The sequence below is a fragment of the Ralstonia edaphi genome (assembly GCF_958350185.1).
Classification (GTDB): Bacteria; Pseudomonadota; Gammaproteobacteria; order Burkholderiales; family Burkholderiaceae; genus Ralstonia; species Ralstonia edaphi.
Genome location: NZ_CATWHI010000004.1, coordinates 54,435 through 71,311, shown reverse-complemented (window position 1 = coordinate 71,311; position 16,877 = coordinate 54,435). Strand labels below are relative to the sequence as shown.

Here is a 16,877-nt window from a genome sequence, read left to right as displayed (position 1 = left end):
GCACATGAAAAACGGCGGACTATGTCCGCCGGAAATCAGGAGCCACCCTTGCAGCGGGCCGCATCGTGAGACGCGGCCCGCTTGCTTTGGTGCTTACCGCTTGATGTCGGTCAGATGCTTCATGAGACCTTCGTAGCGGAACTTGTGGATCGGGCGATCCATGTTCTGCATCTGCTGCAGCTGCACCGCTTGCGGACGCAACGAGCCCGTCGGCGTCACAGCCTGGGCACGCAGCGTTGCGACGGCCGGCTGCATGTTCTGGATGCCGACAATCTGGTCATACAGCGCCTTGTCGATGATCTGTGCGTTGTACAGCTGCGTCGCATCGCCGGCGATGTTGGTCGTCGTCGCCTTATTGCTGATGGAACCGGCCTGCGCCAGCAGTGCGCTCCACAGCGTCGGGCTGTAGTTGGTCACGTAGTAGTCCAGGCCGGTCGGGTTCGCCAGCACGGCCGAGCACGTCGGCAGCGTGACCTGCGCGGTCTGCTGGTCCAGCACCACCGTCTGCGTCTGCGCCAGCCCATCGCCGTAGGCGATCGTGAGCGGAATATTCCATTGATAGCCGGAATAGACGTTCTTGTTCGGGAACGCCTTCTGCGTGATCGTCAGCACGTTCTGGTTGGTGGCCGGGTTGCACTGCGCGTCGATGCTGACGAGCGGCACGCCGGTCTGGCGCACAAAGCTGTCGCCGACCTTGCCGACGGGCTTGCCGCTGGCGGCTTCCAGCTCTGCCCACAGGCGCGGTGGCGTGCCATTGCCGAACTTGTACTTGTTCAGGTAGCTCTGCAGCCCCTTGCGCATGGCGTCCTTGCCGACGTAGTTCTCGAGCATCTGCAGGACATGGCCGCCCTTGTTGTAGGCAAAGCGGTCGAGGAAGTCCATCGAGCCGGCATCGCTCAGGTTGTGCTGCACCGGTACAGCGGTCGGCTGCAGGTCCAAGGTGTAGACGCGCTGCTTGACGGCCGCATAGTCGGCCCACGTGTTGCCCTGGAACTCGGGGTGCAGCGCGATCTTGGTGACGTTCTCGAACCAGTTGGCGAAGGATTCGTTCAGCCAGATGTCGTCCCACCAATCCAGCGTGACGAGATCGCCAAACCACTGGTGTGCCAGTTCATGCGACACCACGACGAACGAGCGCGCCTTGCCCATCGAGTGGACGGTGGTCGGTGCGCCATCGGGCGGCACCAGCACCTGGTCGGCAAATTCGAAGATGGCGCCCCAGTTCTCCATGCCGCCAAAGCCGGCATTCTTGTTGTCGTAGCTGTCGTTGGCGACGATGGTGTCCATCTTGTCGAACGGCAGCGGGATCTGGAAGTAGTTGTAGTAGTGGTTCAGCGCTTCCTTCGTGAACTGCATGCCGGCCACCGCAGAGTGCGCCTCGCCGGGCGGCACCCACCAGCGCAGGCGCATGCTGCTGCCATCGAGCGGATTGGTGAACTGGTCTTCCAGAATGTCGAACTTGCCGCCGCCGAAGAACAGCAGGTACGCCGGCATTGACGGCGTCTTGGCAAACGACACCTGCTGATAGCCGTCCGGCAGCTTGGTGGCGCTCGTCTGCCTGCCGTTGGCCACGGCCTTCCAGTCGCCCGGAATTTCCGCCGTCACTTCGAAGGTGTTGCGGAAGGCCGGCTCATCCCAGCTCGGGAACCACTCGCGTGCGAAGTTCGATTCGCCCTGCGTGACGATGGCGTCGGAGCTCTGACCCGTTGCGGCCTGCAGGCCCAGCTTGAAGATGCCCTCGGCCTTCGTGAAGTTGATCGTGCCCGTCCATTCCATGTGGAGCACGTAGTTGCCGGGCTTGATGTCTCCGGTCGGGTCGCGCAGGTCATAGAAGGCGCCTTGCGATTGCGGAATCGGCACGAGCACGCGCGATGCACCGCCGCCCGAGGTGGGCGTGAGCGTCAGGCGCGAGGCGTCGAGCTTCAGGTCGCGCACGGCCAGCGTCACGGCGCCGGTCTGCTTGGTGACCTTGATCTCCACGTCGGCGCGGCCCGAGAAGCTGTTCAGGTCTGCGCTCGGGCGGAACCACAGCTTGTAATTGACGGGCTTGATGTAGTCCGGCAGTTCCACCGGGGGCACGGATGCGTCGACCGCCGGTGCCGGCGCATTGGTGTTGCCGGTATTGGTATTGCCCTGCTGCTGCGAGCCGTTGGCGTCCAGCTTGCCGCCGGACGGGGTGAGCGCGTCATCTCCGCCGCCGCCGCACGCGGCCAGAATCAGCGCTGCCGCGGCCTGCGCCACGAGTGCCAGCTTGAACGAGCGACGTGTCCGGGCGCTGTGCGCGCGTCCGGTGCGTGTCGTGGCCGTACGACGGAAGGTTGTCGAATCCCGCATTGCATTTCTCCTGAGGTGGAAACGAATCGGCGGCCCAGGGCTCAAAAGAAAAGTGGGGGGCAGGCCGCAGAATCGGGACAAGGAATTACCCGCTTCTTGCGCGGTGCAAATCACAGCCCGCGCACGGGATGCACGGATTCTGGAGGAAACGGCCCGCGAATCGAGACGAAGTTTTTTAAATCACGTGCGAGAGAATCGGCCGCCGAATTTGCAGTTTTTGGTATGCGCAGCGGCTAGTCTGCGGGCGCCTCCGCGGATGCTGGGTGACTTCTGCAAAGCGCGTTGAAAAAATGAAATGCGTTTGGCGCTTCATGAAACTCTCTTAAAAATCGCGGCGGATATTTTTACAACGTCCGATAAAACAAAACTGAATACGGCGCGGAGTTCAAAAATCGCGTTCGGGAACTTTCCGGGTATTCGGCTGGGTATTGCGCCGCAGCAGCAGAGCCGGTATCGCCTGCCTGGGGGTAATCCTTCCGGATGAGGCCTGCGCTGTGCGCGGTTTTACACAAAACCGGTACGCTCGCAAGGTTGCAAAGTGTTTTCTGTCTTCCGTAGAGCGATTCATGCAATCCGCGTCCGATAGCGTCAGCAGCCCAGCGGCTGTGGGTGTCAACCTGATCGACTTTTTTGATGTCACCCCCACGTCATTGTGGTTGGAGGACTACAGCGATCTGCACCGTCTCTTTGCGCAATGGCGCGCCGCCGGCGTGACCGACCTGCAGCGCTTTCTGGAAGAAGACGTCTCACGCGTGGCGGCGTGTTCGGCCTGCATCAAGGTGCTGCGCGTGAACCGGCGTACGTTGTCGATGTACGCGGCACCGAATGCCGAAACGCTCACCGCGCGCCTGGCTGACGTACTGCGCGACGACATGCTCGAAGCCCACGTGGGCGAACTCGTGCAGCTGTGGTCTGGCGAGCCGTCGTTCGAGAGCCGCAGCGTCAATTACACGCTCAACGGCCGCCGTCTGGACATTCTGCTCAAGGGCGTTGTTCTGCCCGACCACGAGCAGCCGTGGGACCGCGTGCTGGTGGCCGTGGACGACATCACCGAACTCGAAGACGCCCGCCGCCGTGCCGCGGCCAGCCAGCTCTACGCGCGCGGCGTGTTCGAACATGCGCCGGTGTCGCTGTGGGTCGAGAACTTCAGCACCATCAAGATGCTGCTGGACGAAGTGCGCATGCAGGGCATCACCGACTTCCGCACCTTTACCGACGTGCACCCCGAGTTTGTCGAGCGCTGCATGCAGGAGATCCAGGTGCTCGATGTCAACGGCTTCACGCTGGAGATGTTCAAGGCGCGCAACCGCAACGACTTGCTGGGCCGCTTGCCGGAAGTCTTTCGCGACGACATGCGCTCGCACTTTCGCGAGCAGCTGATCGACCTGTGGGACGGCCGGCTCTTCCAGCAGCGCGAGGTGGTCAACTATGGGCTCGATGGCAACCCGCTGAACATCCACCTGCAGTTCTCTGTCTTCCCGGGGCGCGAGCAGGATTGGGACATGGTGCTGCTGGCGCTGACCGACATCACCGCGCGCAAGAAGGCCGAGTCGTATCTGGAATATCTCGGCAAGCACGACGTGCTGACCAAGCTCAAGAACCGCTCGTTCTACGTGGACGAGATCAACCGGCTGGAGCGCAAGGGCCCGTTCCCCGTGACGGTCATCATGATCGACCTGAACGACCTGAAGAGCGTGAATGACCAGCTCGGCCACGCCGCAGGCGATGCGCTACTGCGGCGCGCCGGCGAGGTGCTCGGCAAGGCCATCGACAAACCTGCACACGCTGCGCGCATTGGCGGTGACGAGTTTGCGGTGCTGCTGCCCGGCGCCGACGCGCAGGCCGGTGCGGCGCTGGTGGAGAGTCTGCGCAAGCTGGTCGAACTCAACAACCAGTTCTATCCGGGCGCGGAGCTTGGGTTTTCCATGGGCTGCGCTACCTGCCACGAAGGCGGGCGTCTGGAAGAAGCGTTGCGCGAAGCCGATGTCGCGATGTACGAAGACAAGCGGGTGCAGCACGAAGGCCGGCGCCCGGCATAACGGCGGCCATCTGCGCATCCGGTGCGCGGCTGCCTCTTCTCGCTTCAGGCGCCCGCCGGTGCAAAGAACCGTTCGTGCAGTTCTTCCAGCCCGAGCGTGCTGATCACCTCGTTCAACCGCTCGGTCGGGCGGCGGCGCGGCAGGTCTTTGTACTGCGCGATGATCAGCTCGTTCTTCATCGAGTGTTCCCACCCGACGAGTTCCGTCACGCTGACCTGATAGCCGTGCGCTTCAAGCTGCAGGCAGCGCAGCACGTTGGTGACCTGACTGCCGAATTCGCGCGTGTGCAGCGGGTGGCGCCAGATTTCCGTCAGCGCATTGCCGAGCGACTTGCCCTTGTTCTTGCGCAGCACGCCGGCCACCTCCGCTTGGCAGCACGGAACGAGCACGATGTACTGCGCCTTTTTCTCCAGCGCGAAGCGGATCGCATCGTCCGTGGCGGTATTACAGGCATGCAGTGCGGTCACGATGTCGATCGTGGCGGGCAGTCGGTCAGAGGTAATCGACTCCGCAACCGACAGGTTCAGGAACGACATCCCCTTGAAGCCGAGCCGGGCGGCAAGTTCGGTCGACTTGGTGACCAGTTCTTCGCGCGTTTCGATGCCGTAAATGTGCGAGGTTCCATCCCCCGGTTGCTCCTTGCAGAACAGGTCGTACAGGATGAATCCGAGGTACGACTTGCCCGCGCCGTGGTCGACCAGCGTGACATGCCCCTTGGCTTGCTGCACGTCGGCCATCAGCGGTTCGATGAACTGGAACAGGTGATAGACCTGCTTGAGCTTACGGCGGCTGTCCTGGTTCATTTTGCCGTCGCGCGTCAGGATGTGCAGTTCCTTGAGCAGTTCGATCGACTGGTTGGGGCGGATTTCGTGGGTCTTGTTGGACATCGTCAGGACAGCCTGGGCGACATGTCGCACGGAATGGGATCGGTGCGGCGGCGCGGAGAAAAACGGAAAGAGGGCGCCAGTTTACCGAAAAGCGGGGTGGGCGACGGCAAGCGCACCCCAAGCCACGTCATGCGTGCCCTCGTTTGCCCGGGCCCGATGAGGATGTGACAATAGCGCCCCGCTTGCCTGCCCCGCATGATTCGATCCGTTCCTCCCCGCATGTCCGAAACATCCAACGCCCCTCTCGTTGCCGTCATCGGCGCCGGCCCCGCCGGGCTCATGGCTGCTGAAGTCCTGTCGCGCAACGGCGTGCGTGTGGAAGTGTTCGACGCCATGCCTTCGGCCGGCCGCAAATTTCTGCTGGCGGGCATTGGCGGGATGAACATCACGCATTCGGAGCCGATCGACGCGTTTCTCGGTCGCTATCGCACGCGGCGCGAGGCGCTGGCGCCGTTCATTGGCCGCTTCAGCCCCGACGACCTGCGTGCGTGGATCCATGGGTTGGGCATCGATACGTTTGTCGGCAGTTCGGGACGTGTCTTTCCGACCGAGATGAAGGCCGCGCCCTTGCTGCGCGCATGGTTGCACCGGCTGCGCGAGGCGGGCGTGCAGCTGCACATGCGGCATCGCTGGGTGGGGTGGGCGGAACCGTCAGACCACGCGCAGGTGCTGCGCTTTGAAACCGCCGATGTTGAGCGGCTGGTGCAAGCCGATGCGGTGGTGCTGGCCATGGGCGGCGGCAGTTGGCCGCGCCTAGGCTCCGACGGCGCCTGGGTGCCGCTGCTGGAGGCGCGCGGCGTGCAGGTGCAGCCCTTGCAGCCTGCCAATTGCGGGTTCGACGCCGATTGGAGCGCGTTTTTCCAGGAGCGATTTGCGGGGCAGCCCGTCAAGTCGGTCGCCATCGGTTTGCCGTCGGGCGATGGCGGTGCGCTGCAATTCCGCCAGGGCGAGTTCGTCGTCACGCAGACCGGCATTGAAGGCAGCCTCGTCTATGCGTTGTCAGCCCCGATTCGTGATGCGCTGGCCGCAGAGGGCGGCACCACGATTTGGCTCGACCTTGCGCCAGGCTGGAGCGCGCAACGTGTGACGGATGAACTGATGCGCCCGCGCGGCGCGCGTTCGATGTCGAGCCATCTGCAAAGCAAGCTGAATATCACGGGCGTGAAGCTCGGCTTGCTGCGCGAGTGCCTGAGCAAGGAAGCGTTTGCCGATCTGGCCCAACTCGCGAAGGCCATCAAGGCGTTGCCGTTGCGACTTACACGCACGCGGCCCATCGACGAGGCGATCAGCACCGCAGGCGGCGTGGCATTTGAAGCGCTGGATGCAAAGCTGATGATCGAGCGTCTGCCGGGCGTGTTCTGCGCCGGCGAGATGCTCGACTGGGAAGCGCCCACGGGCGGCTATCTGCTGACGGCGTGTTTTGCGAGCGGCGCCGCTGCGGGGCAGGGCGTCCTCGACTACCTGGCGACGATGGCGCGCTGATTCACTGCTTTACTGGCGCGCCTTCAGGCGCCACAGCGACGTGACCTCGGCAACCCGCGCGCGATAGAGCGGGTCGTTTTCATCGGACGCCTTCGGGTGCTTCGGCTTGATGTCTTCCCGGCCCACCACCTGCAGGCCGGCAGCGTCGATCATCGCCAGCAGGGCATCGCGCGTGCGCAGGCCAAGATGCTCGGCAAAGTCCGACAGGATCAACCAGCCTTCGCCATTCGGCTCCAGATGGGCGGCCAGGCCATCCAGGAAGCCGCGCAGCATGCGGCTATCCGGATCGTAGACGGCGCGCTCGATAGGCGAGCTGGGCCGCGCCGGCAGCCACGGCGGGTTGCACACGATCAGCGGCGCACGGCCTTCGGGAAACAGATCCGCTTCGACAACGTCGACCTGAGTCTGCAAACCGAGGCGTGCAACGTTATCGCGCGCACAGGCCAGCGCGCGCGGGTCCTGATCGGTGCCGATGACGTGCTTCACGCCGCGTTTGGCGAGCACCGCTGCGAGCACGCCCGTGCCCGTGCCGATATCGAACGCCAGGGTTTTCGAAGGCAACGGTGCATTCGCCACGAGATCGATGTACTCGCCGCGCACCGGCGAGAACACGCCGTAGTGCGGGTGAATGCGCTCACCACCGAGCGCGGGAATCTCGACCCCCTTCTTGCGCCACTCATGCGCGCCGATCAAACCAAGCAGTTCACGCAGCGAGACGACTGAAGCGGCGTTGCTCGTGCCATAGGCTTCCGTGCAGGCCTCGCGCATGTCGGGTGCGCGGCGCAGCGGGATCGTGTAATCCGCATCCAGCGGAATCAGCAGCATGCCCAGCGTGCGGGCGCGCTGCGATTGCGCCTGTCGATGCAGGTTGAACGCGTCGATGGGCGAGGCGGGTTCCTTGCGCGCCTTGCCGGGTTTGCGATCGATGCGGCGGGACATGGCCTGCAGGAGTTGGCGCGCGTTCTGGAAATCGCCTTGCCAGAGCAACGCGGTGCCTTCGCAGGCGAGGCGGTAGGCGGTATCGGCGGGGGTCCGATCATCTGCGATGACCACGCGCTTGGGCGGCGGGTTGCCGGCTTCGGAGCGCCAGAGGGCGGTATGGACGGCGTCGCTGCTGGCTTCAGGGCGGTCGTCGGTCCAGGTCAGGGTAGGGTGGTCGGTCACGGGGAAATGGGCGGAAGGCGGGGAGGGTGCGGTAGTGGGCGACACGATACCGCTGTCGGCCTGATCGCACAAATGTGGGCGGGCAACCGACGCGGCGCTGCACTGATGCCGTTTCGGTCAGAAAAGGCCCGATGCCACGCTATGCGCTGACGGACGTCGCCCCGTATCGCCCGCGAGCCGATTGACCGCTGCGATTCTTCTGGGCAAGTGATTTCTTTGCCACCCAAAGACGCCAGTCCGACCCGGCAGGCAGTGTAAACTCCAGCCTTTTTTCGGCACTCGTAGCATGGCGCACGCCCAGCAACGCAGGGCGCTCAGCGGCCCCGCGCTGATCCGCATTCTTGCTCGCCTGACGGACGTCGACGTTTCCGCATCTGCGCAGCCCCTTTCTGACCGGTTGAGCCAATGGCTCAGCTGGACGGATGCCATCACGCTTTCGTCGGCATTGAGCGCGGCACCGCCCGCCGGTGCCTCCAGCACGCGGCCCGTCGGGCCGGACGCCGAGACGATTGGTAGCCGTGTCCGCGCGGCGTTGACGAAATCCATCGCGTCAAGCTGCGCGCCGGACGCCAGGCCCGGGCCACGCGCACCGATCCAGAACCCGGCGGTGCCGGTGGTGGTTGACTATGCCGATTTCCGGCAGCGCTACGTGCTGATGCAGCAGACGATGGAGCTGGAGATTAGCGACCTGCGTGGCCGCCTGCGACGCCTGCTGGCTGCCAGGACGCCCGACCTCGCGCGGCTTGCGGTGCTGGATGCCAGCATGGAGCAGGCGCTCGCCGACCGCGAACGTTCGTTGCTGGGGGCCATTCCGTCGATGCTGGGGCCGTACTTCGAGCGCCTGCGCGCGGCCGAGCAGCAGCGGCAGGCCGAGGTATCCGCAGAGGGCCAGGCCACCCCATTCACATCCCGCGCCTGGCTGGACGCGTTCCGCAAGGATATGCAGAGCGTGCTCCTGGCCGAGCTTGATGTTCGTTTTCAACCGATCGACGGGTTGCTCGCAGCCCTTCGCCCCTGCTAAGCGGGACAGACACCATTCATGTCCAGACATCACCTGAATCTCATCGTTTTTTCTGTCGGGCTGGCGGCCTTGGGATGGATTGCCGTCGGCTACGTCGTCGGTGGAAACCTGCTCGCGCTGGCCGTCACGCTCGTGATCGGTGCCGCCTATGTGGCAGGCGCGCTGGAGCTGCGCCGCTATCGTCAGGCGACGGGCACCGTCACGCAGGCCGTGGCGGGGCTGACGGAGCCACCGCCCAATCTGGCGGCGTGGCTGGAGCCACTGCACCCCAGCGTGCGCAATGCCGTGCGCCTGCGCGTGGAAGGCGAGCGCGTTGCGCTGCCGGCGCCCGCACTGACACCGTATCTGGTGGGCCTGCTGGTGCTGCTTGGCATGCTCGGCACGCTGCTCGGCATGGTGGTGACGCTCAAAGGCACGGGCGCGGCGCTGGAAAGCGCGACGGATCTGCAGGCGATCCGCGCTTCGCTGGCCGCCCCGATCAAGGGTTTGGGATTCTCGTTCGGGACCTCGATTGCCGGTGTGGCAACGTCGGCCATGCTCGGGCTGCTGTCGGCGCTGTGCCGGCGCGAGCGCTTGCAGGCAGTCCAGGCGCTCGACGCGAAGATCGCCACCACGCTGCGCATCTATTCGCACGCGCATCAGCGTGAAGAGACGTTCAAGCTTCTGCAGCGGCAAGCCGATGTGATGCCCGCATTGGTTGACCGCCTGCAGGCGATGATGGTGTCGCTGGAGCAGCAGGGCGCAGCCAGCAGCGAGCGGCAGATCGCCGCCCAGCAAGCGTTTCTCGACAAGACGGAAGTGGCCTACAGCCAGCTTGCGTCTTCGGTCGGCCAGTCGTTGAAGGACAGCGCAGCGGAAAGCGCGCGCGTTGCCAGCGCGGCGCTGCAGCCTGTGGTGGAAACGACGATGGCGGGCCTCGCGCGTGAATCGGCCGCGCTGCAGGAGACGGTCACGCATGCCGTGCAGCGTCAATTGGATGGCTTGTCGTCACGCTTTGAGGCGACGGCGGAGGCGGTCTCCGGCATCTGGAACAACGCCTTGTCGGCGCATCAACGCTCGAGTGAGGCGCTGGTGGGGCAGGTCGGCACGTCGCTGGACCGGTTTGCCGTGACATTCGAGCAACGCTCGGCACGGTTGATCGATGGCGTTGCCGAGCGCCTGGATGCCACCGCAGGCGGCCTGTCCACCGCTTGGCGGGATGCGCTGGCCCGCCAGGAACACGCCCACGCCGAGCTGGCCACCCAGAACCAGCGCGCGCTGGAAGCGGCTGCCGCCACGTTCGAGCAGCACGCCGTGTCGTTGCAAGACGCGTCGCGCCAGTCGCATACGGCGCTGCAAGCCGCACTGGAAGCACGAGACGCGCAACGTCTGGCGGCCTGGACCGGGGCGCTCAGCGCAACGGGCGAAAAGCTGAGCCAGGCGTGGGAGAAGGCCGGCGCCGATACGGCGAACCGTCAACAAGACATCTGCGATGCGTTGGCGCAGACCGCGCGCGATATCGCCGCGCAGCAGGACGCATCGCGTCAGTCGCAAGCCGCGTTGCAATCTGCACTGGAAGCACGAGACGCACAACGTCTGGCCGCCTGGACCGAGGCCCTCGGCGCCATGGGCGAGAAACTGACCCAGGCATGGGAGAAGGCAGGCGCCGATACAGCGAGCCGCCAGCAGCAGATTTGCGACGCACTGGCGCAGACCGCGCGCGACATTTCCGCGCAAACGCAGGCGCACGCCAATGACACGATCGGCGAGATTTCGCGCCTGGTCCAAGCCGCGTCGGAAGCGCCAAAGGCCGCGGCCGAAGTGGTGGCCGAACTGCGCCAGAAGCTGTCCGACAGCATGGTGCGCGATACCGCGATGCTGGACGAGCGTGCGCGCCTGCTGGGTACGCTGGAAACGCTGCTCGACGCCGTCAACCATGCGTCGACCGAGCAGCGCACGGCGGTGGATGCGCTCGTGGCGACGTCTGCAGATCTGCTGGAGCGCGTTGGCGTGCGGTTCACCGATCGGGTGGAAGCGGAGACCGGCAAGCTTGGCGCGGTGGCTGCGCAGGTGACCGGCAGTGCGGTGGAGGTGGCGAGCCTGGGCGAGGCGTTTAGCGCGGCCGTGCAGCTGTTTGGCGAGTCGAACGACAAGCTTGCAGCCCAGTTGCAGCGCATCGAAGCCGCGCTCGACAAGTCGCTCACCCGCAGCGACGAACAGCTTGCCTACTACGTGGCCCAGGCGCGTGAGGTGATCGACCTGAGCATGCTGTCCCAAAAGCAGATCCTCGAAGACCTGCAGCGCCTGGGTGACCAGCGCGCGCTGGCCGGGGCCGAAGCGGCATGAACGACGAGATCGACGGTGGCATCGAGGCCACGGCGCCGGTCTGGGCCGCGTTTGGCGACCTGATGTCGGTGCTGCTGGGCGCGTTTGTGCTGATTCTGGTCGGTGTGATCGGCGTGCAGCTGGAGCTGTCGTCCAAGCTGGAGAACGAGGTCAAGCAGCGCGAGGCCGAAGCCCAGCGCCGCAAGACGCTGGAGCAGGCGCTGGCCGGCCCGCTGGCCGCCGGGCGCGTGACGCTCGTCAACGGGCGCATCGGCATCAACGGCAATGTGCTGTTCGCGATCAACTCCGATCAGTTGCAGCCGGAAGGCCGCGCCTTGATGAAGAGCCTGGCGGGGCCCCTGGCGGCGTATCTCACCTCGCGTGAAGAAATCCTCATGGTGAGCGGCTTTTCCGACGACCAGCAGGTGCGTGCCGGTAACCGGCTGTTTGCCGATAACTGGGAGCTGTCCGCCAAGCGCGCCTTGACGGTGACGCGTGCGTTGATCGACGAGGGCATTCCGGCGTCGAGCGTGTTCGCGGCAGCGTTTGGATCGCAGCAGCCGGTGAGTTCCAATGCAGACGACGTCGGGCGCGCCAAGAACCGGCGTGTGGAAATCGCACCTGTGCCGAGGCAGGCTGCTTCCAACGGTGGACGTCGTGAGCCGCATTGAGGCGTCCACGCGGGCCACGCTCGACAGCTGGCGCGCAAGCGGCGCGGACCAGCTTGACCGCGTGCGCTTCTGCTTCATCGAGGCATTGCATCGGCGTACGGCCGGACAAACCGGCGAGGCGCGGCGCCTTCTCGACGCGCGGCTCGACGAGCTGATCGCGGCCTACGCGGAAGACGTCGATCGCACGACGGCAACGTCCGGCGCGAGCGACGCAAAAGCGCGTGCCGATAGCGCATTGGCCGAACTGCTGCGTGATATTGCCGGCCGGCAACGCACGGATGTCGGCAAGGCTGCGGATGGCGGGTCTGGGCCTCATCCGCGTGCATTGCCGGAGCTGAAGATTCTTGAAGACGTGCGCGACACGTGGTCCCGCGTCAGCGCCGAGAAACAGTTGCGGGACGCCCTGGACAAAGTGCCGGTGAATGCCGGTCCGCTGAATTCGAGCAGTCTCGTGCATCGGTCATTGCTGTTGATGCGCGAGGTGTCGCCCGATTATCTGCGGCAGTTTCTGTCGTATGTGGACGCGCTTTCGTGGTTGGAACGCATGAGCGGAGACGGCGCCGCCGGTGGCCAGGATGCGGCACGCAGCGGCGGAAAGACGGCGCGGAAGGCGCGCTAAGCATCACAGCACAGCGCCATTCGGCCACGCCGATTGGTCTGCGCCTGTAGCGTCTTCCGACCGGCAAGCACGCAAAAAAGGGAGCCAAGGCTCCCTTTTTCTTTGCGCTGGCGATCAGCCGTTGATGGCTGCGTCCTTGACCTTTTTCAAGGCGCGGACCTTGACGCGCACGGTTGCCGGTTTGGCTTCGAACCACTGGTCCACGCCGGTAAAGGGGTTCTTGCCGAAGCGACGCTTGGTTGCCGGCACCTTGACCGACGTCACCTTGAACAGGCCCGGCAGCGTGAATTCGCCAGCGCCCTTCTTGTGCAGCGAAGCCACGATGGTGTTCTCCAGATGGAGCAGCACCGCCTTCACCGCTTTGGCGTCGACGGCAGCCTGTTCAGCCAGATGGCTCACCAGGCTCGCCTTGGTGAACGTGTCCTTCAAGGGCTTGAGAGTCGGCGTCGTTGCAGCAGGCTTCTTTGCTGGCGCGGCCTTCTTTGCCGGCGAGGCCTTCTTTGCAGCGGTCTTGGCAGCGGTCTTGGTTTTGGTGGCCATAGTGAAAATAGATGGTTGGGTAAAGTTGACCATTCAATGGAAGCGACGCCTGTGCAGCGCGCTTCGAGCAAGCATAGCAAAGGTTGAGCGCCGTGGAAGCGTTATCTACGCTGTTTTGAGGCCGCGGAACGCTTATTGCATGCGGTTTGGGGCGTGTATTCCCCCGCTGAGCATCCCAGGTTCAGCACAGACATGCCCCAACAAAAATCGTCGCAGAGCGCGGTGCGCCCCAAAAACCGCGCGCCCGTGCTCGCCCGGCTGCGCCAATCCAAGATGACGCGCTCCACCCATGCGTACGTTCGCGGCAGTACCGTGAAGTTCTACGAGTGGCTGGGCGAGGTGCAGTCGCACACGTTTCCCGAGGGGCCCACCATCTGGATTTGCGGCGATTGCCATGTCGGCAACCTCGGCCCGATCGGCGATGCTTCTGGCGCCACGCGCATACAAATCCGGGATCTGGACCAGACGGTGCTGGGCAATCCGGCGCTCGACCTGATTCGGCTTGGTGTGTCGCTGGCCACGGCCGCGCGGGGATCCGACCTGCCGGGCATCGTGACGGCAAGAATGGTGGAAGCGCTGATGGCGGGCTACCTCCACGGCATCGACCCGGATGCCGCCGTGCATTTGCCTCCGCGCCCCGCATCGGTGCGCACCGCCATGAAGGCGGCGACCGCGCGTACGTGGAAACAACTGGCCAGGGAGCGGCTTGACGACACGTCTCCCACCATTCCGCTGGGGCGCCATTTCTGGCCGCTCTCAAGAGAGGAACGGCGCGAACTGAAACTGCTGGTGAGCGAGCATGAGGTGCTGGACCTGATCGCACGCCTTTACGAGATGCCCGGCGAAGCGTCTGTCAGCATCGTGGATGCGGCGTACTGGGTCAAAGGCTGCAGCTCGCTCGGGCAGCGGCGCTATGCCGTCTTGCTGGCAGTCGAGCAGGATCGCGGGCCGCGGTATCGGCTGATTGACATCAAGGAGGCAGGAAAGGCCGCAGCGCCCAGTGCGTCTGCCGGCCAGATGCCGAGGATCAACGCCGAGCGCGTGGTCACTGGCGCGCGCCGTCTGTCTCCCGACCTTGGAGACCGAATGGCGTGGGGGCGCATGCTGGGCAGCAGCTTTTTCATGCGTGAGCTGCAACCGCAAGACCTGAAGCTGTCGGTCGACAAGCTGGAGCAGAAAGATGCCACGGTCCTGGCTGCCTACCTCGGCAATATCGTCGGCCTGGCCCATGGCAGCCAGATGCCGCGGGATGTCGCCAGGGCATGGCACCGTGAGCTGAGGGCGCGTCATGGACGTTCCATCGATGCGCCATTCTGGCTCTGGTCCTCGATCGTCGATCTGCTTGGGCTGCACGAGCGGCAGTATCTCGAACACTGCCGCGCGTGGGCCGGCTGATCCGCCGCGTCGCTTGCATCGACGGGCACAAACGCTGCTGGCGAGGCTTCCAGGCCGTCGTGAGGCGACGATGGCGGACGGCGCCCGCCGGCCCAGGGGCGCAGTCCAGCCGCGGTCCAGACATCAACAGGAGGCGCGATGTACGTGGTGATGGGTGCAACCGGACATGTGGGGGCTGCGGTTGCGCAGACGCTGCTGGCGACCGGTGAGGACGTAACGATCCTGACGCGGCGGCCCGAGCGCGCAGGTCGCTGGCGGGACAAAGGCGCATCGGTGGCGATGGCCGATGCGGAGGACGTCGACTCGCTCAGGGCGGCATTCCGACGCGGCCGACGTGCATTCCTCCTCAACCCGCCTGCCGATACTGCCGGTGACACCGACGCGACGGAGCGCCGGACGATCGCCAACATTCTGGCTGCGCTGGAGGACTCCGGCCTGGAGAAAGTGGTGGCCGCATCCACCTATGGGGCGCGCCCGGGACAGGGCATCGGCGACCTTTCCACGCTGTGGGAGCTTGAGGAGGGGTTGCGGCGCCAGCCCATCCCGGCAGCCATCAACCGGGGTGCCTACTACATGACCAACTGGGCAGGCCTGCTGGAAACAGTTGCGCAGACAGGCAAGCTGCCGAGCATGTTTCCCGCCGACATGCCGATGCCGATGGTGGCCCCCGCAGACCTCGGCGAGGCGGCCGCCGCACGGCTTCTCGCGCCGCTCGACGATGTGGGCGTGCGCTACGTGGAGGGCCCGCAGCGCTACACGCCGCAGGATGTTGCGCAGGCCATGTCGCGCACGCTCGGCCGTGGCGTGACGGTGGACGTTGTGCCGCGAGACCGCTGGGAGGCGGTCTACAAAGGTCTCGGCTTCTCCGACGAAGCGGCCCGCGCCTATGTGCGGATGACGGCCGTGACCCTGGACGAGGATTTCGACAAGCCGGGCGACGTTGTGCGCGGCCATGTCTCTCTGGCAGATTTCATTGCAGCGGCGGCGGTACAGGCGGCCTACGCGTGATTGACGCGCCGGCATGCGCGCCCGGCGCGCCGCGCTATGCAATGAGATGGACGAGCAGCGCGCCGTTCAATCCTGCCACGAGCACGGCGCTCACCGTCGCCAGTAGAACCAGGCGGTGACCGGCGGCATGCTGTCCCATCAGGTCGGGCCGGCGTGCCAACCAGATCAATGCCGCCATGGGAAACGGCACCACCATGCTCAGAATCACCTGGCTGAGCACGAGTGCGCGCGTGACATCCATGCCCGCCCCGATGACGACGAACGCCGGCACCATGGTGATCAGCCGGCGCACCCACACCGGCAAGCGCACGCGCAGGAAGCCCTGGAGCACCATCTGCCCCGCCAGTGTGCCGACCACGGAGCTGGACAACCCCGACGCGATCAACCCAACCAGAAACACCAGCCCGGCAGATGCGCCGAACAACGGCGCCAACGTGACATAGGCATCCTCAATGCCGGCCACCTCCGCATGTGTGCCGTGAAACGCGCCCGCAGATACCACCACCATGGCGAGGTTGATGCAGCCTGCGGCGGCCAGCGCAGCCACCACCTCGCGGTTGGAATACCGGAGCAGTTGCGACGTCTCCGACGCAGTGCGCGGGCGCACACGCCCATTGACCAGCCCCGAATGCAGAAAGAGCGCATGAGGCATCACCGTGGCCCCGACAATACCGGCCGCCAGCATGAACGCATCGGGCGGCAGCGCCGTGGGAACGAAGGTTTGCCGCAGCGCGGCCCCCCACGAGACGGGCAAGATCCACACTTGGATGATGTAAGAGATACCGATAACGGCGACCAGCGCGCCAATCATCAGTTCGATATGGCGGAACCCGCGCGCCTGCAGCATCAGCAGCAGATAGGTCAGTACACCCGCGACGACCATGGCGTACAGCAAGGGCATGCCGGTCAGCAGTGCGATGCCGACGGCGGCACCGACGAACTCCGCAAGGTCGGTGGCCATGGCGGCAAGCTCGCTGATCAGCCACATGCCAAGGCCGGCCGGTGCGGGCAACTGCGTGCGACAGAGTTGCGCGAGATTCTGGCCCGTCACAATGCCCACCCGTGCGGAGAGCATCTGGAACAACATCGCCACCAGGCTCGATGCAAGCACGACCCAGAGCAGCTGATATCCGTACCGCGCGCCGGCTTCAATGCCGGTGGCGATGTTCCCCGGGTCGGTATACGCCACCGAAACCACCACGGCCGGCCCGACAAACGGGAGGAACGTGCGCCAGCCACGTCGCCGGCCTTCCAGCGCTTCACGCGCGTGGGCAACGACGCCGTTCGAAGCAGAGGAGCTGTCGCGGTCAAGCGCGAGACTGTCGTCCATGAAATCTCCGGGAGAGGTGGCGGTGGGGCCCTCCGCAACCCTCGTACCTGATGGCTTGCGGGACAAGCGTGCGGGGCGCGATG

General features: G+C 65.1%; 13 protein-coding genes. 8 read left to right on the top strand and 5 right to left on the bottom strand.

The window, feature by feature from the left end; all coding sequences use genetic code 11:
• Window positions 1-93: 93 nt before the first annotated feature.
• Window positions 94-2,334, bottom strand: a complete 2,241-nt coding sequence (locus tag R2669_RS15160; RefSeq protein WP_316900972.1) for a M1 family metallopeptidase — start codon at window positions 2,332-2,334, stop codon at window positions 94-96.
• A gap of 566 nt (window positions 2,335-2,900) precedes the next feature.
• On the opposite strand from R2669_RS15160, the gene R2669_RS15155 reads away from it, so the two are divergent.
• A complete protein-coding gene (locus R2669_RS15155; protein ID WP_147215304.1) occupies window positions 2,901-4,373 on the top strand; it encodes a sensor domain-containing diguanylate cyclase in 1,473 nt (490 codons plus the stop codon).
• 44 nt (window positions 4,374-4,417) lie between these two features.
• On the opposite strand, the gene R2669_RS15150 is transcribed toward R2669_RS15155, so the two are convergent.
• Window positions 4,418-5,260, bottom strand: coding sequence for a class I SAM-dependent methyltransferase (locus R2669_RS15150; RefSeq protein WP_147215302.1), 843 nt, complete (start codon window positions 5,258-5,260; stop codon window positions 4,418-4,420).
• A gap of 219 nt (window positions 5,261-5,479) precedes the next feature.
• On the opposite strand from R2669_RS15150, the gene R2669_RS15145 reads away from it, so the two are divergent.
• On the top strand, window positions 5,480-6,742 hold the full coding sequence (locus R2669_RS15145; protein ID WP_316900968.1) for a BaiN/RdsA family NAD(P)/FAD-dependent oxidoreductase: 1,263 nt from the start codon (window positions 5,480-5,482) through the stop codon (window positions 6,740-6,742).
• 9 nt (window positions 6,743-6,751) lie between these two features.
• On the opposite strand, the gene R2669_RS15140 is transcribed toward R2669_RS15145, so the two are convergent.
• A complete protein-coding gene (locus tag R2669_RS15140; protein WP_430708798.1) occupies window positions 6,752-7,906 on the bottom strand; it encodes a methyltransferase in 1,155 nt (384 codons plus the stop codon).
• 286 nt (window positions 7,907-8,192) lie between these two features.
• Between R2669_RS15140 and R2669_RS15135 the strand changes: the two genes are divergently transcribed.
• Genes R2669_RS15135 through R2669_RS15120 form a run of 4 tightly spaced genes read left to right on the top strand, consistent with a single transcriptional unit; the run spans window position 8,193 to window position 12,521 of the window.
• Window positions 8,193-8,927: a DUF3348 domain-containing protein gene (locus R2669_RS15135; protein ID WP_316900966.1), complete on the top strand. Its 735-nt coding sequence runs from the start codon at window positions 8,193-8,195 to the stop codon at window positions 8,925-8,927.
• An 18-nt stretch (window positions 8,928-8,945) separates the two neighbouring features.
• Window positions 8,946-11,252, top strand: a complete 2,307-nt coding sequence (locus tag R2669_RS15130) for a DUF802 domain-containing protein (RefSeq protein ID WP_316900964.1) — start codon at window positions 8,946-8,948, stop codon at window positions 11,250-11,252.
• A complete protein-coding gene (locus R2669_RS15125; protein ID WP_009239900.1) occupies window positions 11,249-11,902 on the top strand; it encodes an OmpA family protein in 654 nt (217 codons plus the stop codon). Before R2669_RS15130 ends, R2669_RS15125 begins: the two co-directional genes overlap by 4 nt.
• Window positions 11,889-12,521, top strand: a complete 633-nt coding sequence (locus R2669_RS15120) for a DUF2894 domain-containing protein (RefSeq protein ID WP_316900962.1) — start codon at window positions 11,889-11,891, stop codon at window positions 12,519-12,521. The genes R2669_RS15125 and R2669_RS15120 overlap by 14 nt, the downstream gene beginning before the upstream one ends.
• 114 nt (window positions 12,522-12,635) lie before the next feature.
• On the opposite strand, the gene R2669_RS15115 is transcribed toward R2669_RS15120, so the two are convergent.
• Window positions 12,636-13,061 (bottom strand): HU family DNA-binding protein, encoded by a 426-nt coding sequence (locus R2669_RS15115; protein ID WP_232039144.1) that lies wholly within the window; start codon window positions 13,059-13,061, stop codon window positions 12,636-12,638.
• A 192-nt stretch (window positions 13,062-13,253) separates the two neighbouring features.
• On the opposite strand from R2669_RS15115, the gene R2669_RS15110 reads away from it, so the two are divergent.
• Window positions 13,254-14,456: a DUF2252 family protein gene (locus R2669_RS15110; RefSeq protein WP_316900960.1), complete on the top strand. Its 1,203-nt coding sequence runs from the start codon at window positions 13,254-13,256 to the stop codon at window positions 14,454-14,456.
• Between the two features lie 138 nt (window positions 14,457-14,594).
• Window positions 14,595-15,464, top strand: coding sequence for an NmrA family NAD(P)-binding protein (locus R2669_RS15105; RefSeq protein WP_147215288.1), 870 nt, complete (start codon window positions 14,595-14,597; stop codon window positions 15,462-15,464).
• 34 nt (window positions 15,465-15,498) lie between these two features.
• On the opposite strand, the gene R2669_RS15100 is transcribed toward R2669_RS15105, so the two are convergent.
• Window positions 15,499-16,794 (bottom strand): Nramp family divalent metal transporter, encoded by a 1,296-nt coding sequence (locus R2669_RS15100; RefSeq protein WP_316900958.1) that lies wholly within the window; start codon window positions 16,792-16,794, stop codon window positions 15,499-15,501.
• Window positions 16,795-16,877 lie beyond the last annotated feature (83 nt).